The sequence below is a fragment of the Zestosphaera sp. genome (assembly GCA_038727705.1).
Lineage (GTDB): Archaea > Thermoproteota > Thermoprotei_A > Sulfolobales > NBVN01 > Zestomicrobium.
Genome location: JAVYVJ010000002.1, coordinates 488,600 through 508,198, shown reverse-complemented (window position 1 = coordinate 508,198; position 19,599 = coordinate 488,600). Strand labels below are relative to the sequence as shown.

The following is a 19,599-nucleotide window of genomic DNA, read 5'->3' as shown; positions in this document are numbered from 1 at the left end:
TAAAAAAGGGTTAAACTAATGCTCGAATTGCTCGAACGGGGGCTTCGCGTCCTCCGGTATCAAAGGCTTGTATTTTCTCCCGCCTGTAGCTTCTTCAAATTCTTTTCTCGCCCTCTCTAGGACGTCCGGGTTTGTGAGGAGGTCTATCGCCGTTCCAGCTAGGACTTTTGCAGCGAATATCATTCCTTTAAATCCGATGTATGAGCCGCTTGCCGCTGTTGCCTGCCACGAGTGACTAGGGGTCCCGAGGGGCCAGCATGCGGCCGTGAATTGGGCTGTGGGCGCTACCCAACTTACATCCCCGACATCCGTTGAGCCCGGCATAACCAGTCCAAGATCGTAGAATTCTGTAGCTATTGAATCGTGGAGCGGTTTATCCTTGATTTCCTTTACTAGCTTCTCCGGGACGTTCATTGACTTAAGGACTTTGAGCACGCCTGAGGGGGGCATGGTTTTTTGTAGTTCCTCCGCAAGCTTGTAGTCACCTTCGTCGAACCTCGGCGGGCCGACCTTAATCATATTATCCACCACTACCCTGGTTATAGTTAGGTTGGGAAGGTAGTTGTAGCATCCAGTTAAGACCCTCCACCTGACTTCAGTCTCGGTCATTAAGGCAGCGCCTTGAGCTATTTTCTTCATCCGTTCAAAGACCTCCTCAACGAGGACCGGGTCGGGGGCTCTGATGTAATACCAAACTACAGCCTTGTCTGGGACTATGTTGGGTTCCTTGCCACCGTAGAGGATTGAGTAGTGAATACGCACCTTCTCAGGGACGTGCTCCCTCAGGTAATTGGCACCCACGTTCATGAGCTCCGCAGCGTCCAGGGCGCTGCGGCCCATTTCCGGGCTTGCAGCGGCGTGGGCCGGGATGCCCTTGAACTCGAATCGAACCGATATCATAGCTAAGCTGCTTGAGGTCCATGCAGCGTTTAACAGCATTGGATGCCACGTTATGACTGCATCTAGATCATTATAGACCCCCTCTCTCGCCATATACACTTTCCCCACCAATGTTTCCTCAGCAGGGCAGCCGTAATACCGCAGCGTCCCGGAGATTTTACCCTCCTCCATAAGTTTCTTAACGGCTATTGCCGCCGCAACCCCAGCCGTTCCTAAAAGGTTGTGGCCGCAGCCGTGGCCTGGGGCACCCTCCCTAACGGGCTCTCTCTGCGCCTTGGCTTTTTGGGAGAGGCCTGGCAGCGCGTCATACTCCCCAAGCACTCCTATTATAGGTCTCCCTGATCCGTACTCTGCGATGAAGGCTGTGGGCATTCCACCTATATCCCTCTTTATTCTAAACCCGTTTTCCTCGAGGACTCGTGTTTGCAGGTCCGACGCAAAGCGCTCCTGAAGCCCTAGCTCAGGGTTTTCCCATATCTTCCTGGCGATCTCCACGAACCCCTCCGCGTTCTCCTCTATGTATCGCCAAACCTCCTCCTTGACCTTCTCAGAATCCATTACGACTTCACCTTCCTCCTCTCCCTCTCATATATTATGTAGCGTCCTATGAATATCGTTCCAAATACGCATGACAAGATCACTACATATGCTGGGAGGATGCCTCTCGCCCCTAGATAGCAAAGCGGGAGAGCCAGCGTCAACGCGACCATGCCGTACTTCGGACCCCTTATCGCAAACTGCGTGAAGACTGCTCCGAATATAGCTGGAAGTAGGTAAGTCTGTAGTGACACTCTAACTATTGTGGGTAATGCGTAGAAGATCGCAGCACCTATGAATATACCCATCGTCAGCATCGCCGTGTTGACCATGACTGAGGCCGCCACCCCCAGCGTCGCCGCGATCGAGCCCTCTTCGGTCCCAGGCTCCACTCCAGCCGCTTTTTGAGCGACGGACGCGCATGGAAGCCTCAAATTAGCTATGTTCCCCGATAGGAATGCCATGTATGTTCCAGGCACTCCGAGGATGGGGAAATACGATATTGGCTCAACGATCCAGAAGGCGCCTGAAACACTTATCTGTGCTACAGCCCCAGCAATTATCGCGGTTACCGGTGGGAATAACCCATACAGCACCGCCAGAGCTATTCCCGGCAGGAATTGCAGTGGGTACGCTATGAGGTTCGTCATAGAACCCCACTTGATCACGTACGGCAGGAATTCCTTGTTGTACGTCTCCTTTGAACTCACACCTAACCACCCCTCGCCGCCCTTAGCAACATAGCTACTAGCATCCCAGCGAACATTGAGATGGCGAGCGACCACTCTCTAAGCCACTGAAGATTTTTCTTTTCGGCTATGGTCAGGACGGTTCCCATAGTGATCCCCCCGAAGATAGTTGCTGCCGTGGTCTCGTCCAACCTAATGGCATAGTCCCCTACCAGCTTGCTGAAAGCCCCAACTGACGCGGTTACGGTGATTATGGGCAATAGCTCAGCCCTGCCCCCAGCCAGCTTTAGCCTTAATTTCTCAAGCTGCGGGGTGAATAACCCTGTGATTATTAGCCATCCCGTACACCCTATTCCGGCCACAAATATAGCGTTCGCGAACGCCATCGCGTTCATGCCTTTGGATAGGCTTGCCCCCATCGCCTGAGCTGCAAACTCAGCCGCCATCAGTTCGTACGATATGGAGCCTATTATGGAAAGCCGTAGCCACGCGTACGGGGCCCCCATCGCCGCCAGCAGCACTATCATGCCGACAAGTATCGCGAAGGAGGGACCTACAGAGGAAATAGCCCCTGATCTGAATGCAGCCTTCAGCTGCTTGTCGCTGAGCCCTAACTCCCTACCTGTTTTCAGCGCCCTCCTTGCAAAGAGGAAGGCCTGTATGAAGACTAACACCACCATCGGTATTACGGCAAGCCACATAATAGAGTTATTTGCTATACTTAGGTAGTCCTCCACCGACATGATAAATGACACCAACAAAACTAATAACAAGCCAAAGGTTTATAAATTTTTACATTTTTAAAATGCGTGAAAACCAGGTATTATATGTGCATATTTTATTCTAAAGAATCGTAAAAATCTAAATATATTTAACAAGGCCGTTTAGATCATATAAATATAGAATAGAGTTGCCGCGGGAGACTTGCTTCACGCCCTTCCAAGAACCTTAACTTTGTTAAGTGTTGGCTTGATTAATAGCTTTCCGCAGTTGGGGCACCTACTGCCTACTTTGCTGAAGAGCTCGTCAGGCGTAGGCACTCCGAAGCTGTCCTGACCTACAGACTTAAATATGAAGAGGGTCTCGCCGCAGGAGCTACACCTATACATGATAGGCATGAACGTCCCCATCGAACTCTCCGACTATCAGTCAAATAACGTTGCCGGAATTAAATACACGTGGGTATTACTTGCCACCGGCTTCGTTTGAGGTAATACAGGGCTTTCCGAGGGCATGCGGCTACCCTAAGGTATTACAGCTGAAGCCCCCCGGAGGCCGTGCCCACCCCCACTCTGAAGGCATTTTTCATCACCTATGCCGATGTCTAGTGTTTATCGATTCGGCATCAGATAGAGCTTCATGAACTTCTCTGCCGCATACGCGTTCCTGAACACCTTCCTAGCCTCCTCCTCCATTCCTCTTAGGTTTTTATACCTTGGCGACGCATGATACAGTATCAGCGTCTCCGCGCCGCATCTCAGAGCGACCTCAGACGCTTGAAGGGCGGTTGAGTGCATGTACTCACCGGCTTTATCGCTTAACTCGTTGCTGAAGGTGGAGTCATGTATCAGGACCTTCACCCCCCTGCAGAACCTCTCAACATCCTCTGAGGGGAGGGTGTCTGAGACGTAGCAGAGGCTGAGGGACTCACCCACGTCCAGGCGGAAGGCTAGGGTTGGTATGGAGTGCCTAACCCAGAAGGGGGTAATTCTGAAGGGGCCCTCCTTGATTGCGACGCCGCATGGAACCCCAACGGTCCTCACCCTCCCCTCATGGCTTGAGGCCTCCTCGATGGATTCAGCCGGCACTTCATCCGCCCTGCAACTTACACCCTCAGCGACCTCCAGCACCGTTAGCTCGTACCCAGGCTCGAAGCGGAGGTGGTTGAAGGAGTCGGTTAGGTAGCTCCCTAACCCTGCAGGCCCTATGATGAGGAGGGGCGTGGCTACACCGGCTAGGGACCTCGACTGGAGGAGGGGGATCAGACCGAGGACGTGGTCCCCGTGCATGTGCGTCACTAGCACTGGGTTGACGGAGGCCACGCTCTTGCCTACGTGGAGGAGCCTGTGCTGGACCCCCTCGCCAGCGTCCAGGAGGAGGTTCCTGCCCCCGTGGCTAATCAGAACTGATGGCAACTCGTTACTGCCTGGGTAGGGCCCTCTAGAGCCCAGGAAAGTCACTATTGTGGGATTCACTCCTTCCTCACCACGAAAATGTCTCTCGTAAGCGATCCGTGCACCCAGTTAGGGATCCTCTCAACGACCTTAAAACCCGCCCCCTCTATCACGTCCTCTAGGGGTATGTCTATCCTCTGGGCGAAGGCCAGGTAACCGCCATCCCTCAACACGGCGTGGCTTTCCCCCATGAAGCACTCCATAAGATCAAGGAGCTCCCTATCGGCTGGCTTGCTCATCCTCCCGTAAGGCGGGTCTGTGGCTATGGCGTCGACCCTGTCGACAGGCATGTTGCAGGCGTCCCCACTCACTACGTTGGGGAGGCAGCCATAGTGAGCTAGGTTAACGGACGCCCCCTCACTCAGTCTGCGGTTGGCCTCCACGCCCAAATACTTAAGGCCGATCGAGCAAGCCTCGAGCAGGAACCCACCCGCACCGCAGAAAGGGTCTAGAACCACGTGCCCACCCCTAACGCTGGCTCTGCTCAGGTTTATGAAGACCCTCGCCATGTAGGGGACCATAGTGCCTGGCGAGTAGAAGGGCCTCACGTCAGGCTCCCGCGCCCTGTAAGGAGTTAAGTCCCTCTCATACATCCTCAAACCCACCACAACGCAACCCTCAGATACTATGATGTCCAGCCTCCTGGCCCCTCCCTTGCAGAGGGTGTGCGATAGCTCGTTGACGACCTCAACGACGTCCCCGTAATCTATTCCGGCGCCGTACCTCTTGACCCTTCTGAAGTTGACGTGATCGTATCCGCCGTAGTTGCACGCGTTCGAATCCTTTAGAACCCTCCTGATCCCCTCAACGCCCTCCACAACCTCTGAAACCCCGAGCAGCACCCCCGCATACTTAGTTAAGACCGTCCTCCCGAGGACTTCATAGAGCGAGCTGTCGCTCTCAAGGATCAGGACCTGGTCAAGCTCGGCCAGTATGCTGTGCTGAACGCCCTCCGACTCCATAACAGCCCTTAACTCGGCCGCGGGCAACTCCCTGTGCCCGCCAGAAAGGTAAACGTAGTGAAGCATCTTACTTCTCTAGAGTGTTCGCTGAATAAATACTTATAAGTTTCAGACTCTACCGGGTGGGTAACACGTTCCTGATGGGCTCGAGCAGCTCCCCCGTCACGTCCAGATACTCCACTAGATCGCTCTCCACGTGATGGCTGACCGTGTTAAGGACTGCGACCCTCCTCACGCCTGAGGAGCTCAGCTTAGCTAGTGAATCGCCTACGAATAGGCCGTGGGATGCTATGACGTGGACCTCCTCAACACCCCTACTGAGTAGGTGCTTAGCTATGCTGGCTACGGTGCCGCCCGTGCTCACTATATCGTCCACTATAACAGCGTTGAATCCCTCGAGGCTTAACTCCTCAGGCACTCTGTGAGTCACCTCCCCTGTAATCCTGTCCCTAAATTTGCTGACTACGGCGTACTCGCATCCGAGGAGCTTGGCTATGGCTTCAGCTCTTCCGGACGCACCTACGTCAGGTGCTATGACTACGCGCGGAACTCTAACAGCCCTCCCCACGTAGTCTGCTAGGGTTCTGGCGGGCAGGGTGTTGACCACTAAATCCTTGAACTCACTCATCAGCACGGCGCTGTGCATATCCACTACGAAGAGCCTCCTCAACCCGAGATCCCTCAGCATCCTTAAGACCGCCCTGCCGCTAACCACCTCACCCTCAAGGAACTCCTTATCCTGCCTACCGTACGCCATGTATGGGACTACGGCGTAGAGCTCTCTAAACCCTTTCGAACCCAGATACTCGAGAGCGAAGAAGAGCTCCATTAGCGAACGGTTCTGGTCAGGGTAGGTCGTTGAAACCAATATGAGGGGCTCGCCCGCAGTGCTAGGGAGCCTCAAGTACAGTTCCCCGTCTGGGAACGTCTTATAGGTAGCTCTGGCGTGACTGCACTTCATGAGGGTGGCGAGCTTCTCCCCCAGCCCCGGGTCAGGGGGCAGTGAGATCACGTGCATCTACTCACCCAAGTACTTCATCGCTCCCCGACGTTAAATAACCCCCACTCAGCCGGGGTTCGGGGCGGGCTGCTCTAATCAGGGTGAGCACAATTGACGCCAGCAGCAGCGCATTCCTCACCATCGCCAGCCACTGGGTGGGTGAGTCGATGGTCCACGGATTGAAGTCCGTGTTAATAGGCGTGAAGCCGGAAATTATGGACCTCAATGTAGCGTCCTCGAAGAACGCCACTATGAGCAGTGAGTTAACCACGTCCGCCGCCACGTATGCGTGGAGGAGCAACCCGTCGAGGGCCATGAGCGCGAACGGCGTCACCATTAGAATCATCTGCGGCGTGAATACGTAGTTTAGCACCACAACCCCTCCGACGGAGGTGAAGGCTTGTTTAAACATGTCCCGAGGCCTTCTGTAGCTCAGGAACGCTACGAGAGCCAGCAACGTTGGACCCAGCACGGCGTACATGCATCGATGTACCGGGCTAAATATGTCGGGAACTACTGAGGCGTAAACGCAGTTCTCGCAGTACCAACTCGCGTGGTGGGTTATGAAACCCATTAAACCCTCCCTTGAGAGGAAGTACACCGCCATGAAGGGGGTGAGGCCCCCCACCGCGAACGCGGCTAGAAAGGCGTGCAGCTGCTTTACGCCAGAGCTCCCTCCTCTAGCCTCCCTGAGGAGGTGGGATGTAAGCGGTATCAGCAGGCCTCCGGTCAACAGTTTGCTTGAGACGGACAGCCCAAGCAGCATGCCTGACGTGGTGCGCTTCCCTCTGAGGAAAGCGTAGAGCGCTGCGGCGGCGAGGCATGACGCGATCAGATCCCAGTTGTAGGTCATGTAGAGAATGGTTGAAGGGAGCACTAGGAAGAGGAGAGCCCTTCCTGCGGATCTGCCGCCGTACGATGCTAGTTTCCTGAGGGTATGGAGGGTTAGCACTGCAGAGCCCGCTAGTATTGATGCCTGCATCACGTAGTTAATGCTTGACGCTAGGCTGAAGAAATCGCTCGTGGTCGTTGCGAATCCGTTGGCTATCGTGAAGGAAGTGCAGGTGGTTACGTACCACAAGAACCCCACTAGGGGTGGATATTCGAACATGTAGTCAACATACGGGATTGGGCAGAGGTTAGCCCTCTTGACTAGATCGTTGAATGCGTCCACGTTGAACCACAGCTCGCTAAGCCTCCGCGCATCCCCGACGAGGTCGGGTGAGAACCTAATGTGAAACACCCCGTGCACAACATCGCTATACTTGAGACCCATTAACCCCAACGGAGTCTCCGTGAACGGTGCGTGCATCAGGAATGAGATGCAGGTGACTAGGTAAGCGAGCAGGATTAACGGGGCTGAGGGCTTCAACCTGCTGGATGCGTGGGTAGTTAGAAGGACGAAGAGCGATGCAAGCACCAGTAGCAGGAGCAGAAAACCCACCCCGCATCAAACCCCCAGGAACTGCTCGCCCCCATTGTTTTAGTTTGGGAATGCTATATAATTGTGAGGATGGGATCGCGAGGCAGGCGGGCATCGCACTCCAGGGCCGGGGTGAGCGGCCCGCGAGCCCTGCCTTAAACCTACGTTTGCCTGGCGGGCCCCTCCCCGTACTCCAGGACGTCAAGAAATAGCGTGGTGGCTTCCTTAAGGAGGGTTGAGGATACTGAGGGATGTGTTCTCCCATCGTCCCCGCTGACTAACTCCTTGACGTAGAGGCCGCTCTCGCAGACAACCACTAACTCGATCAGATGCTCCGAGAGTAGCTTGCCGGAGGTTTGAAGTACCTTACGCCTCCTCAGGACGTCCTTCTTCCTCTTAAGTATCCTCTTAGGGGTTCGTTGGCGGACCTCAACCCCGCTGAGCGCTGCTTCAACGTTTCTTAACTCATCCTCGGTAACGCCTGCCGGGACGTAGGCAACGACCCTGTACGTTTTAGGACTCCTAGACCTCTTCAGCCGTTGCATCTCCTCAGGCGAGGATGCGGAATCAATCACTATCTTAACCCACTCATCGCTTAGCGCGCTGTTGAGGAGGTCAACGGCAATGGCTCTCTTAAGGGGGTTCCGAACCTCTATCACTAGGGGCCTTCCGTTGCCAAGCATCCGGGCGTCAGCGTCCTCACGTCCGGCTGCATGTATTAGGACGCCGCTACCGGCTAGGATCTGGGACGCTCTCTCAGCAACCCCTTCCACGGACAGCTTATACCTGAAGCCGCCGCCCTTAGAATACCACCACCTCTGCGATATGTATCTGCCTACCTTATAGTATCTTCCCTTGAGGAAGACCTGAGTGGACGTCGCCCTGACCTCCATAGTTCCTAGATCGATCATCAAGGTGACGTCGGGATTTCTGAATCTGGGTTCAGCCCCCGTGAGTAGTTGGAGCCTCTTACCGACCTCCCTCTTGACCTCCCTCCTGACGGATTCCCACGACTCTATACCGAGTGCGGAGACTACTTCCCCCTCCCTCACCTCGTGTGGGGACCCCCTAGCAACTCCCACCAGCAGCGACCCGAATTCCCTGCCTGAGAGGGCCTCGTAGCCCTTGACCACAAGCTCGCCTATAGCTGCGTCAAGCTCGTCCCCGCATATGAAGCACTTCCTCCTATCGACTGCGCCCACGTAGCGTTGAACAACCTCCGCTATCGGGCTCCCCCCGTTCTCAGCCAGCCTCACGGCGGTGCTTGAGTCGACCGCACCACTGCTTAAGAGGTCGTGGAGGCTCATGGCTATTAAAGTCTTGAGGGCCCTGCCCCTCTCAGCATTGCTCAGCCCGAGTCCGTACTTGGCGAAGAGCCTGCCTAAACACCTGTCGCAGAGCGGGTAATTCATGAGGGCCTTAACGGCCTTATCCAACAACTCAATGCTCGAGCGGGACATCCTTCATCCCGAGCCTCTTAAGCGCGTCCTTCCTGCTCCTCAGCGTCTTAATCATCCTCAGCATCGCCTCATAGTATCTGAGGAGTTCCTTAACGTCGTTGGTGGTCACCCCGGCCCCCCTCGCTATTCTGACCACCCTACTCCTGTCTATTATCTCCGGGTGATCCAGCTCCTCGTAGGTCATTGAATCAAGTATGTGGAGCCACTTATCAAGGTTCTTCTCGGAGAGCTGCAGTTTCTCGTCGTCCAGGGGGACGGTGGTCATGAAGCCCGGGATCATCTGAAGAACCTTCCTGAGGGGGCCTAACCTCCTGAGGGATTTGATCTGGGTGTACACGTCCCTCAGGGTCAGCCTTCCTGTGAGGATCGCCTTCTCAAGCCTCCTCTGGACTTCCTCACTCTCCTCGAGGGCCTTGAACTTATCCAATAAGGTCTCCAGATCCCCCAAACCCAGGAGGCGGGCCACGAACTTCCTGGGGTTGAAGGGTTCTACGTCCTCTAGCTTCTCACCATCGCCTATGAACTTTATCCTAGCCCCGGTCGCCGCCACGGCCGAGAGCGCGCCGCCCCCCTTAGCAGTCCCGTCGAGCTTAGTTATGAATATGGAGCCTACGGGCGTCCTCTCATGGAATCTCTTAGCTATGTCGTAGGCCTTCTGACCCATGTACGCGTCGATCACCAGCATTATCTCGTCGGGCTTCAGGGCCTTGGCTATCTCCTCCATCTCTGTGAGGAGGTGCTCCTCCTCGCCGTACCCGTGTCTCCCAGCTGTGTCCACCACGATGAGGCTGCAGCCCTCCTTAAGCATCCTGCTCAAGCCCCGCACCCCTATCTCGACGGGGTTGATGCCGTCCTTCTCCCCGTAGAACGGGATGTTAAGCCTGTCAGCTATCTGCTTTAGCTGATCGTACGCCGCCGGCCTGTATGTGTCAGTCGTTATTAGGCATGTCTTATAACCAAGCTTCCTGTAGTACTGGGCGAGTTTACCTGCTGATGTGGTCTTCCCGCTCCCCTGAATCCCGACGAGCATTAACACCCACGGAATCTTCTTAGGGAGTACCTCAACTACCTCCCCTCCGAAGAACCTCACCAGGTTGTCGTACACTATCTTGACGAACCACTCACGCCTCAGGATTCCTGGAGGGGGCTCCGTCTTGAGTGCTTGCTCCCTAATGCTTTTGGTGAGCTCCATGACCAGCCTTAGATTTACGTCGGCCTTAATCAGCTCTTTCTGCAGCTCCTTAATGAATTCGCTGACGCTCTCTTCGTAGGGGCCTTTACCTCTGACGAAGTCCGAGATTAGGTCCTTCAGCCTGCCTAGGTAGCTCATTAAGCTCCCTTTAAGACTCTCATGATCTTCCTCTTACCGAGGACGTTCCAGTACTCCACCTCAGCCCCCGCAGCTATCCTGGCCCTCACATCCTCCTCCTGAGGCATCTCCATCTCAAGGGTCTCGTAGGTCTCGAGGTCCATTACCTGGACGCTCGAGCCCAGCACAGCTATGACCTGCCCGGCCCTCTTATCTATTATCGGCACCTCCACCCTCTGATCCACGGGAGCAACTAAAGTCTTCTTAACGCCGGACAGAATGCTCACAGCGACTACGTGCGCTTTAGCGCTCCCGTGCTTGCCTGTCTTAGCTTTACTCATCTCAACGATCCTGCACGGCTCGCCCTCAATGACTATGAAGCTACCCTCACGCAGCTCCCCTAACTCAGCATACGTAGTACTCATCACTACAGCACCTCAACTAATCATTTAAACATCCTAATATATTTAACTCAAGCAGGCGTGCGGGGGTGGGGAAGCGCTCGCCTGGGAAAAGCTTATAAGCCCCACACCTCAAAAATGTTTGGTGCCGCGGTAGTATAGTCCGGCCTAGTATGCGGGCCTGTCGTAAGTCCCTCCCGTGTAAGCATCCCATTCCTGGGATTCTGGAGGGACTTGCGGAGAGCCCGTGACCCGGGTTCAAATCCCGGCCGCGGCGCCAATCCAGGAGCATTGCCTAGTATTTAATAATGCGAGGCTCGTTAAGGAGTATGGAGGGTTTGAAATGAATGTAAAGGAGCTTAAGGAAAGGGTATGCAGGACCATAGACGGGATGTCTGAGGACTTGGTTAAACTTGGTGAGGAACTACGCAGGGTTCCGGAGCTGGGGTTTAAGGAGTTCAGGACCTCCAGCATCGTTAAAAGGGAGTTTGAGAGGTTGGGTCTAGACTACCAGGACGGGCTCGCCTTAACAGGTGTTAAGGCAAGGCTTAAGAAAGGCGGGAGGCCGGCGGTCGCGGTCATGGGCGAGCTGGACGCTATTCCATGCCCTGACCATCCCCTAGCGGACGGGAGCACGGGGGCAGCCCATGCATGCGGTCATAACGTCCAGATCACCACGATGCTTGGGGTCGGCAGGGCCTTAATGGAGTCCGGAGTCATCAACGCGCTCTCCGGTGACGTGGTCTTAATGGCGGTTCCGGCCGAGGAGTTCGTTGAGATAGGGTACAGGTTAAGGTTAAGGGAGGAGGGCAAGATAGAGTTCCTTGGGGGCAAGCAGGAGTTGCTGAGGATAGGGGCTTTAGATGACGTGGACATTGCCATGATGATCCACGCTCAGGCAGGCATGCCTGAGAGGAGGGTGTGGGTTAACGCGACCACGAACGGCTTCATAAGCAAGTACGCAAGGTTCATGGGGAGGTCAGCCCACGCGGCGGCCGCACCTCACGAGGGGGTAAACGCCCTCAACGCCGCCGCGCTGGCCATACTCGCCATCCACGCGCAGAGGGAGACCTTCAAGGATGAGGACTTCGTCCGAGTTCACGGAATCATAACTAAGGGAGGTGACGCCGTGAATGTGGTGCCCTCGGACGTTAGGATGGAGATGTACGTGAGGGGGAAGACCTACTTGGCGATAGAGGATGCGAGCATGAAGGTCGACAGAGCGCTTAAGGCCGGAGCATCTGCCGTCGGGGGGTCGGTCGAGATAAGGAACATACCGGGCTACCTGCCGCTGGTTCAGGACAGGAACCTCTCCGAGATATTCAAGTCCAACACCCTCGAGCTACTGGGCGGTGGAAGCGTGATCGACGGCGGCCATCAGCCCGCTTCAACGGACATGGGCGATGTCTCACACGTGATTCCGTCGATCCACCCCTTCGTCGGGGGGTTCGTCGGGGACCCGCACGCCAAGAACTTCGACATCAAGGACGCCGAGATGGCCTACGTGATCGCAACGAAGATAATGGCCATGACCGTCATCGACTTACTGGCGGGTAACGCGGAGAAAGCTAGGGAGATCGTGAGCGCGTTCAAGCCTAAGATGACGAAGGACGAGTACCTAGCGTATCTGAGGAAAACGTTCACATGAGTTCCTTAAACAATAGGAATAAAAAGGCTTGCAGAGTGAAGATCCTTTCTTTTCTCAAAGCCCTAACAGCGTTATGAGTATCTGAGCAACTATCGCCGCGCCGAGGAAGGCCCCCATCCACACGAACAGGGACAGTATGGCGACCTTCCAACTCACTTGCTTCAGTCTTGGCAGGTCTCTGGAAGCCGCTACACCTGCGTACGCCAGTATCGGGGTGCAGGTTGCTAGGAAGGCGACGTTATTGGTGTACTTAACCACTGCATCAGCTCCAGGAACCCCTGGGATCGATATGGCCAGCCCTACGAGCATGATCCACGCGAACGTGGGGATCTGCTTCAACACCCCTACCTTATCCAGAGCTTGCTTCACAACAATGCCTGCTACGGCCACTGCGTACAGTATGAACAAGCCCGGCAACGCGTCCAATACTGGGATGCGCCAGGCTATGGTGTTGCCTATGAGGGTCAGAAGGGAGGCGACGAACGCCGCCAGGACTTGGAAAGTGAAGCGGCCGCCCAGACTCGTCATTTCTGGCTCCCCCTCCTATACTTCGTTAGGACCCTGTACAGCTTATCCGCTAGAGGCAGCCCGACCAAGGTATCGTACCACACCGCTATCACGCCGGAGACGAGGTTGCTTGCGATGGCGAAGGTCAGGATGGCGTCTTTATGGGCTGGTAGGGCCAAACTCATCGCCGTTGCGCAGGCCGTCGTCATGCTCGCACTCCCCGGCCCGCATGCCATGGCCAGGGCGTAGGGGCTGAAGACGCTGGTTAGGGCTGAGCCGAGGACGGAGCCCACGATCGCCCACCATAGAGTCCCGTAGACAGTCCCCGCTATGTACACGCCCAAAGTGCCTAAAGCCTCCGGGGAGTCGGGCCCGCGTAGTTGGTTAACCACGGCCAGCGCGGGTTCCCTGCATATGTCGAAGACAGCGCCTATCACCTCCCTGCCCATCCTAAGTAGAAACAAGCCTATGGGTAGTGCCAGCAGGATGCAGCCCGGCTGAACTCCGAAATTCTGAACTATCAACGGAACGCCGTACTCAATTAGCTTCGGCACGTTAGGCCCCGTCATAACTCCATACTTAGCCGCTAGGGGGGCTAGCGACGCCACTATGAATGGCGATGCCAGCGCGGTCTCCTTCTCCGAGAGGAGCTTCTTGAGAGGCTTAACAGCCCTCCCTAAGACGTTAGGGGAAACTATTATCCCCAGCACTACTGCGTAGAGCATCGGGAACAGCGAGATCGTTACAATCCACACGCTGAATCGCATAACCCCTATGATCTCGCTGACCAACACTAGCGCAGCGATGACTATGTGCAACTTAATGTATGGCATGAGCTTCTCTCCAGTAGTAATATGGCCGGAAGCCATATACCACACCACAACTAATATTCTGAGCCAGTCCTTAATAAAGCAAGGATGCAGTTGATGAATGAGTGGGCGATAATGGCGGCGAACTTCATAATGTTCGCGATACAACCCAGAGTAAGGGAAATCGCGAGACGATCCGGGGACACGTTCGGGTTGGTTGTGGAGGTGATCAGGACTGGGGAGGAAATAGTCATCAACGAGGATGAGACCTTCCCGGCTGCAAGCATAATCAAGGTTCCAGTGCTTTTAGAAGCCTTTCGGCAGGCGTTAGAGGGACGCCTGAGCTTGGATGAGCAGATAGTCTTAAGAGAGGAGGATGAGGTGGGGGGTATGGGGGTCCTGAAGGAGCTGACGGCAGGCCTCAAATTGCCGTTTATTGACATCTCGACTCTCATGATAATAATCAGCGATAACGTCGCCGCTAACGTAGTGATAACGAAGGTGGGTATGAAGAACGCCAATTCCTTCATGAAGGGACTCGGACTTCGTAAGACTCTCCTTCAAAGGAAGATGATGGATTTTGAAGCAAGGAAACGTGGATTGGATAACTACACCTCACCGCGCGACATGGCTGACCTCCTCCATAAACTCTACGCAAAAACAATCCTAAATGAATGGAGCTGTGAAAAAGTCCTGGATATAATGAAGAAGCAGCAAGTTAACGATCGAATACCGCGCTACCTGCCGGAGGGGATACCGGTAGCTCACAAGACAGGCGAGCTAGCCGGGGTAAGGCACGATGTCGGCATAGTTTTCGCTAAAGAACCATTCATAATATCGGCGATGGTTAAGGATTTAAAGGATCCCCTTAGCCAGACGTTCAGCGGTGGTAAGGGGACGGAAGCGATAGCTAGAATCTCGGGAATGGTTTTTAAGGCGGTCAATCCCTAAACTCTAACCTCCGCGCGTGTGTAGTAGGATGAAGCTACGTAACCCGTTTTTCGCACAACTAGTTTTAAGTTGCGCGGGGATCTCTAACCCTTCCATCCCTAGTCTGCATGCTCGCGTTCAGCTACCACAACCAACTTGATCCCATAATCAGGCTCATCAACACTTTGACATGAGTGCAGCTCCACTATGTCCCGCGGGGTTCAACCTACTGTCAGCACATCCAATCAAATAGCTCAGCGGCACGAGACTCAAGCAGCTCTGCAAGGCGTGAGTGACTTAGGCCCTGTAGGAGGGGGCCCCTTGGGCGGTTGGTCATGGTCTCATGTCGTCCAGCACCTTAGTGACTACATCAACAGGCTTCACCGCGTTCGTTACTGCACTCCCGATCACTATCACGTCCACCCCCCTGCGGGTTAACTCCCTCACGTCGCCGGGCCTGATCCCCCCCGCTACGGCTACTCTTAGCGGGGTCTCTCGCTTGATCCTATCTACCTCGTCAAGCAGGTCCGTCACCCTCAGGCCTCGCGCCTTCTGCACGCTTATACCTATGTGATACGTCACTGCATCCACGCCCAAACCGTAGAGCTCTATAGCCCTCTGCAGGGGTTTGGGGTGACTTATTAAATCCCCTATTACGGCTCTCCCATAGCTGCGTGCGGTCTCCCCGGCCTCCTTGATAGTCTCATCGTCGGCGACTGCCAGCACCGTGAATGCGTCGGCACCTGCTTCATACATCATCGACCCCTCCACGCTGGGTACGTCCATCGTCTTCGTGTCAGCAATTACGAAGCAACCCGTCAAGTCCTTCAAGGCTTTCACGGCGACCCTCCCCCACGACTTAATCAGCGGGGTTCCCGCCTCGATCCACACGTTACCGCACTTAGTCACTGACGCTATTTCCGCAGCTAAGCTTGCAGCCCTCACCAATTCAGTCAGGTCTAAGGCTACCTGAAGCACCACCACCGTACCCCACCACGATATGATAGTGGCTTAAGACCTAAATATCACGTTGGCTAACTGCGTGCCTGCCTACACCACTCGCAAGGATCTAGGTCGTGCAGTCAGTGGGAATTTAACTAGCCTCCCTCAAGAAGGGGTGTTATGAGTATCTCGTATTCGGTCGACTCCTCGCACTCGACCTGCTCCCTGAACCCCCTGCCTTGATCTAGGACCCTTCCCCCCATAATCATTATGACGCCCATCGGTTCCTCGCTAAGTATCCTCAGAAGCGGCGACGCCGGTTCGTGCTCCCCTATCCTTTTAAGGAAGTCCCTTGGGGTGGCTCCGCAGTCTAGGCCGTGGACTGTGTATTGGTCTCTGCTCAGCCCCAGCGCTCTATGCAGCGGTATTCTTGCCTTGAGTATCAAGAAATCACCATAGCCTAACGTACTCCAGAACTTCCAGGAGATCGGTTAACCCTATCTCCCTCAGCTTCCCAGCTAACTCGGGCTTTGTTCTAAGCTTCCTCTCCTCATAGAACTTCATTAACATTACGTCGAAGTCATCGCATACGAGTCCCTTAGCGCCGCCCTCGTTGACGGGCTCCATGAGGAACCTGTCCGGCAGGCTGTCGTCCCTGTTGGTGAATCCCACCAGGTAGTTGTAGATCCTCTCCAGGTACCATATCCTCTCCCCGGCCTTCAGTACGTCATGCCTGTCCCACCTCATGCCAGTCACGGAATTCCACACGTCGGCGATGAGGTTGAAGTCCGCCACACCGTGCGTGCCGAACTTACATATCGTAGCGGAATCTATGACCATTGCCATGTTTTGATGGATGATCACGGTATTGACCCTCTCCTCAGGCGTTTTCGGGGGTGCGGTGATTCCATACTCAGGCGTCACTATGCCCCTCTCAGCAAACATCGGTGAGCCTTGAAGGTGGCACGCCCCCCTGTTTGACGTGGCGTATGAGAGTCCCAGCGACTTGTAGAGTCTCGGGTTGTGGGCAGGTACCTCTAGGCCCTTCACATGCAGGGCTATCCTCTCAGCCCCCCTGCCGAACCTCCTTGAGGCCTCCCTCACACCCTCGGCCAGGGCGTCGCCGATGCCCTCCCTAAACGCCGTCATTTTGATGAGTTTGAGGTAAGTCTCGTGATTGCCCCACTCAATCCTCATGCCCTCCACCAACTCATCGCCCACCAACCCCTTTTCACGTGCTTCAGTCAGCCATGCCAGGACTTCACCGGTTGATATGGTGTCGAGCCCGAGCCTATCGCAGAGGTTGTTCATCTCGGCCAACGCGACCGGATCTTCCACCAGAAGGTTGGAGCCCAGCATTGCTGCAGTCTCATACTCAGGTCCCTTCCCAGCGTAGCTGCCGAACCTCGGGTCGTCGTACGTTATCGCCCTCTCGCAGAGGATGCTACACATGACCCCCTCACCGCAGGCCTTCCTGCCGGCCCCGAGCCTGTGCTTCTCCATGTAGGTCTTCCCACTTATGTTGTCAGCCTTATCCCAGAAGCCCAGAGTCCAGTGCCTCATGGGTAGGTTGCCCGTCACGACGAAGGTGCTCACGCCGCCGACGGTCCCGTATTCGCGGAGTGCCTTCCCCCTAGCCGTCTCCACACCTCTGAGGAGCCACTTCTTATTTAACTCCACCAACTCCTCCGGGTTATGGACCTCCACCGTTCCGGAGCCTCTAACCGATATAGCCTTGAGCTTCTTGCTGCCCATGACGGCCCCCATACCGGTTCTTCCGGCAACCCTCCTCTCACTGCTTACTATAGACGCTATCTTGACGAGCCTCTCGCCAGCAGGCCCTATGGTTATGGTTCTGAATCCCTCCCCCAACTCACTCCTCACAGCGGCGACCGTCTCCATGACGTCTCTACCCCAGAGGTTTGAGGCGTCCTTAACGTCCACGTGGCCGTCGTCGATGACTATGTGGGCAGGCCTCTCAGCAGCCCCCTTCACCACCACGCCGTCTAGACCTGCCTTCTTGAGGGTGGCCCCCCAAGAGCCGGAGAAGATGCTTTTACCCAACCCTCTAGTTAGGGGGGATCTGGAGACCACCGCCGTCTTAAAGCTGAACGCCGTAAGGCCCGTCAGAGGTCCGGTCATCATTATCAGAGGGTTCTCAGGTGATAGCGGTTCAGGGAACGACCTCTCCGTGACGTGCTCTGCGAAGGACTTGAAGAGGAGCCACGTGCCGTAGCCAGCGCCGCCGACGAAGCGCTCCACATGCTCTGCGGAGGTGTTCATGAACTTCACTGACCCGTTGCTCAGGTCCACTAAGGCAATCCTGCCTGAAATCCCCTTAACCATTTGAAATCACCGCTTAAGTACAAATAGATTACGGTGACCTAGCCTAAAAAGTTTAGGTCATGCCGCCGGTGCCCAATTGAGGGGTCTAGTGGTCCGTGGTGTGTTTAATCACCTGCTCTAATCAGTTCGTATCTCTCGTAGGTCATTCGAACCCTTCCGGAATCTTCTATGAAGAACTCCACAGGAACCCTGCCGGCGAGCGTGTACACCATGAATAGGGCGTGATCTTCTGCGACACCATCAGGCACTAGCGGTGTTAGCTCTGAGGTACGGGCGCCCTCGTTCTCTATTGCCAGGATGCCCCCTAATCTCCTAACGCGTAACCTTATCGTGCCCTTGTATCCCTTGTACGACCCTACCAGCTTATCGTATACCCTCTCCACGGCCACGTACGGTAGCTCCTTCGCAGGATCCATGCCCATCACGCACGTTAGTGCGTACGCCCCTATGAGTGACAGCGGGTAGCCGCTCATGTTAGCCAGCACCGCTACCCCCACCCTACTCTCAGGTACGTAGCCTATGTAGGCCGTGTGCACCAGTACGGAACCGCCATGGCCGATCAGCCTACGACCTAGGAAGTTACTGCGTATCGTCAAACCGAGACCGTATGAATCAGCCACGTAGGAGTCATACGGCAACCTAACGTGGGGTTTCTCCATGAGCTCGACGGACTCCTTGCTGAGTATCTCAACACCCATGTAGGAACCCCTGTCAATCAGCATTGAAACGAACTTCAGCAGATCTAGGACGTTGCTGAAGAGCCCGCCGTCAGCCGAGACGCCGAACAACGGCTCAACCCTCGCATGCTTGCCCTCCTTATCAACTATGTACGGCGTGGCCTTGTCTTCATCCCTCACGTACTCGTCACGCGTGAAGTAGCTCTTCATCATTCCCAGCCTCTCCAACACGTTGAGCTTCACGTAACTCTCATAACTCTGCCCGCTGACCTTCTCAATTATCTTACCCAGTATGACGTAGCCCTCATTAAGGTAGAACCACCTCTCACCAGGCTTGTGGTTAAACCAGTCCTGATAACCAGCCATGAACGTCAGGACGTCGTCCGGCTTAGCGGTGGGGAGCCACTCACTCCCTAAGCCGTAGTAGCTGTCTATCAGCGCCTCAGCGTACCCTAATGCGGGTATTCCGGACGTGTGTGTGAGTAGGTGATGTACTCTTATCTCGTCGGACTTGACTACGCTGACGTATTTATTGACGGGGTCCTCAAGACTTACGAGGCCTCTCTCAACTAGCTGCATGATCGCCGCTGAAGTGAATGCTTTAGTCACCGACCCTACGTGGTAGTTAGTGCTGGGCGTTGCAGGAAGTGAGGTGGTGAGGTCCCTGAAGCCTAAACCCCTTGCATGGACTACCTCACCCTCCTTGAGTAGGGCTATTGAGACTCCTGGGAACCTATACTTAATCATCCGGTCTTGAATGAAGCCCTCAAGTGAGTCAAGACCCACGTAGCTCACCACAACAGATACTCTTAACTACGACACAGTTAAAAAGTCGCTCACCTCCCTGAGGAGGTCGTTGAAACTGAGCTCCCGCGCGTGGTGGCA

Annotated in this window: 19 protein-coding genes and 1 tRNA gene; 3 read left to right on the top strand and 17 right to left on the bottom strand. The window is 55.2% G+C overall.

Annotated features, from left to right (window positions below; genetic code table 11):
• Positions 1-15 precede the first annotated feature (15 nt).
• The 11 genes from QW772_06840 to QW772_06790 form a co-directional block, all read right to left on the bottom strand.
• Positions 16-1,458, bottom strand: a complete 1,443-nt coding sequence (locus QW772_06840) for a M20 family metallopeptidase (protein MEM0038622.1) — start codon at positions 1,456-1,458, stop codon at positions 16-18.
• On the bottom strand, positions 1,458-2,147 hold the full coding sequence (locus QW772_06835; protein MEM0038621.1) for a hypothetical protein: 690 nt from the start codon (positions 2,145-2,147) through the stop codon (positions 1,458-1,460). Before QW772_06835 ends, QW772_06840 begins: the two co-directional genes overlap by 1 nt.
• A gap of 2 nt (positions 2,148-2,149) precedes the next feature.
• Positions 2,150-2,881: a DUF5058 family protein gene (locus QW772_06830; protein ID MEM0038620.1), complete on the bottom strand. Its 732-nt coding sequence runs from the start codon at positions 2,879-2,881 to the stop codon at positions 2,150-2,152.
• Positions 2,882-3,055: 174 nt separating this feature from the next.
• Entirely contained in the window at positions 3,056-3,256 is a 201-nt protein-coding gene (locus QW772_06825; GenBank protein MEM0038619.1) for a hypothetical protein, read from the bottom strand.
• A gap of 201 nt (positions 3,257-3,457) precedes the next feature.
• Positions 3,458-4,321, bottom strand: a complete 864-nt coding sequence (locus QW772_06820) for a ribonuclease Z (protein ID MEM0038618.1) — start codon at positions 4,319-4,321, stop codon at positions 3,458-3,460.
• A complete protein-coding gene (locus tag QW772_06815; GenBank protein ID MEM0038617.1) occupies positions 4,318-5,328 on the bottom strand; it encodes a hypothetical protein in 1,011 nt (336 codons plus the stop codon). The genes QW772_06820 and QW772_06815 overlap by 4 nt, the downstream gene beginning before the upstream one ends.
• Positions 5,329-5,377: 49 nt before the next feature.
• Positions 5,378-6,280 carry a ribose-phosphate diphosphokinase gene (gene prs / locus QW772_06810; protein ID MEM0038616.1) on the bottom strand — a complete coding sequence of 301 codons (903 nt, stop codon included), beginning with the start codon at positions 6,278-6,280 and terminating at the stop codon, positions 5,378-5,380.
• Between the two features lie 4 nt (positions 6,281-6,284).
• Complete coding sequence (locus QW772_06805; protein MEM0038615.1) at positions 6,285-7,706, bottom strand: hypothetical protein; 1,422 nt, start codon at positions 7,704-7,706, stop codon at positions 6,285-6,287.
• Between the two features lie 140 nt (positions 7,707-7,846).
• A complete protein-coding gene (locus QW772_06800) occupies positions 7,847-9,145 on the bottom strand; it encodes a tRNA pseudouridine(54/55) synthase Pus10 (protein MEM0038614.1) in 1,299 nt (432 codons plus the stop codon).
• Positions 9,126-10,475: a signal recognition particle protein Srp54 gene (locus tag QW772_06795; protein MEM0038613.1), complete on the bottom strand. Its 1,350-nt coding sequence runs from the start codon at positions 10,473-10,475 to the stop codon at positions 9,126-9,128. Before QW772_06795 ends, QW772_06800 begins: the two co-directional genes overlap by 20 nt.
• Positions 10,475-10,879: a translation initiation factor IF-5A gene (locus QW772_06790; protein MEM0038612.1), complete on the bottom strand. Its 405-nt coding sequence runs from the start codon at positions 10,877-10,879 to the stop codon at positions 10,475-10,477. The genes QW772_06795 and QW772_06790 overlap by 1 nt, the downstream gene beginning before the upstream one ends.
• A 123-nt stretch (positions 10,880-11,002) precedes the next feature.
• Here QW772_06790 and QW772_06785 point away from each other — a divergent pair.
• Both QW772_06785 and QW772_06780 read left to right on the top strand, forming a co-directional pair.
• Positions 11,003-11,135: transfer RNA gene (locus QW772_06785), tRNA-Asp, on the top strand.
• Positions 11,136-11,198: 63 nt separating this feature from the next.
• The gene (locus QW772_06780) at positions 11,199-12,503 is read left to right on the top strand and encodes an amidohydrolase (protein ID MEM0038611.1); all 1,305 of its coding nucleotides are present in this window, start codon (positions 11,199-11,201) and stop codon (positions 12,501-12,503) included.
• Positions 12,504-12,557: 54 nt separating this feature from the next.
• Here QW772_06780 and QW772_06775 read toward each other — a convergent pair whose 3' ends face one another.
• Positions 12,558-13,031 (bottom strand): hypothetical protein, encoded by a 474-nt coding sequence (locus tag QW772_06775; protein ID MEM0038610.1) that lies wholly within the window; start codon positions 13,029-13,031, stop codon positions 12,558-12,560.
• Positions 13,028-13,879 (bottom strand): DUF3100 domain-containing protein, encoded by an 852-nt coding sequence (locus QW772_06770; GenBank protein MEM0038609.1) that lies wholly within the window; start codon positions 13,877-13,879, stop codon positions 13,028-13,030. Before QW772_06770 ends, QW772_06775 begins: the two co-directional genes overlap by 4 nt.
• A gap of 48 nt (positions 13,880-13,927) precedes the next feature.
• Between QW772_06770 and QW772_06765 the strand changes: the two genes are divergently transcribed.
• Positions 13,928-14,770 carry a serine hydrolase gene (locus QW772_06765; GenBank protein ID MEM0038608.1) on the top strand — a complete coding sequence of 281 codons (843 nt, stop codon included), beginning with the start codon at positions 13,928-13,930 and terminating at the stop codon, positions 14,768-14,770.
• A 312-nt stretch (positions 14,771-15,082) separates the two neighbouring features.
• Here the strand turns inward: QW772_06765 and QW772_06760 are convergent, their stop codons facing one another.
• The 4 genes from QW772_06760 to QW772_06745 all read right to left on the bottom strand — a co-directional run bounded on the left by QW772_06760 (position 15,083) and on the right by QW772_06745 (position 19,500).
• Positions 15,083-15,730: an orotidine 5'-phosphate decarboxylase / HUMPS family protein gene (locus QW772_06760; GenBank protein MEM0038607.1), complete on the bottom strand. Its 648-nt coding sequence runs from the start codon at positions 15,728-15,730 to the stop codon at positions 15,083-15,085.
• Positions 15,731-15,846: 116 nt separating this feature from the next.
• Positions 15,847-16,137, bottom strand: a complete 291-nt coding sequence (locus QW772_06755; GenBank protein MEM0038606.1) for a hypothetical protein — start codon at positions 16,135-16,137, stop codon at positions 15,847-15,849.
• Between the two features lie 4 nt (positions 16,138-16,141).
• The gene (locus QW772_06750; protein ID MEM0038605.1) at positions 16,142-18,037 is read right to left on the bottom strand and encodes an aldehyde ferredoxin oxidoreductase family protein; all 1,896 of its coding nucleotides are present in this window, start codon (positions 18,035-18,037) and stop codon (positions 16,142-16,144) included.
• 104 nt (positions 18,038-18,141) lie between these two features.
• The gene (locus QW772_06745; protein MEM0038604.1) at positions 18,142-19,500 is read right to left on the bottom strand and encodes a serine hydrolase; all 1,359 of its coding nucleotides are present in this window, start codon (positions 19,498-19,500) and stop codon (positions 18,142-18,144) included.
• Positions 19,501-19,599: the final 99 nt, after the last annotated feature.

Excerpts from the sequence above, each read along its gene's own strand:
- QW772_06815 (MEM0038617.1), bottom strand. The coding sequence starts at position 5,328 with ATGCTTCACTACGTTTACCTTTCTGGCGGGCACAGGGAGTTGCCCGCG.
- QW772_06790 (MEM0038612.1), bottom strand. The coding sequence starts at position 10,879 with ATGAGTACTACGTATGCTGAGTTAGGGGAGCTGCGTGAGGGTAGCTTC.
- QW772_06770 (MEM0038609.1), bottom strand. The coding sequence starts at position 13,879 with ATGGCTTCCGGCCATATTACTACTGGAGAGAAGCTCATGCCATACATT.
- QW772_06775 (MEM0038610.1), bottom strand. The coding sequence starts at position 13,031 with ATGACGAGTCTGGGCGGCCGCTTCACTTTCCAAGTCCTGGCGGCGTTC.
- QW772_06765 (MEM0038608.1), top strand. The coding sequence starts at position 13,928 with ATGCAGTTGATGAATGAGTGGGCGATAATGGCGGCGAACTTCATAATG.
- QW772_06800 (MEM0038614.1), bottom strand. The coding sequence starts at position 9,145 with ATGTCCCGCTCGAGCATTGAGTTGTTGGATAAGGCCGTTAAGGCCCTC.
- QW772_06750 (MEM0038605.1), bottom strand. The coding sequence starts at position 18,037 with ATGGTTAAGGGGATTTCAGGCAGGATTGCCTTAGTGGACCTGAGCAAC.
- QW772_06840 (MEM0038622.1), bottom strand. The coding sequence starts at position 1,458 with ATGGATTCTGAGAAGGTCAAGGAGGAGGTTTGGCGATACATAGAGGAG.
- QW772_06795 (MEM0038613.1), bottom strand. The coding sequence starts at position 10,475 with ATGAGCTACCTAGGCAGGCTGAAGGACCTAATCTCGGACTTCGTCAGA.
- prs (MEM0038616.1), bottom strand. The coding sequence starts at position 6,280 with ATGCACGTGATCTCACTGCCCCCTGACCCGGGGCTGGGGGAGAAGCTC.
- QW772_06825 (MEM0038619.1), bottom strand. The coding sequence starts at position 3,256 with ATGGGGACGTTCATGCCTATCATGTATAGGTGTAGCTCCTGCGGCGAG.
- QW772_06780 (MEM0038611.1), top strand. The coding sequence starts at position 11,199 with ATGAATGTAAAGGAGCTTAAGGAAAGGGTATGCAGGACCATAGACGGG.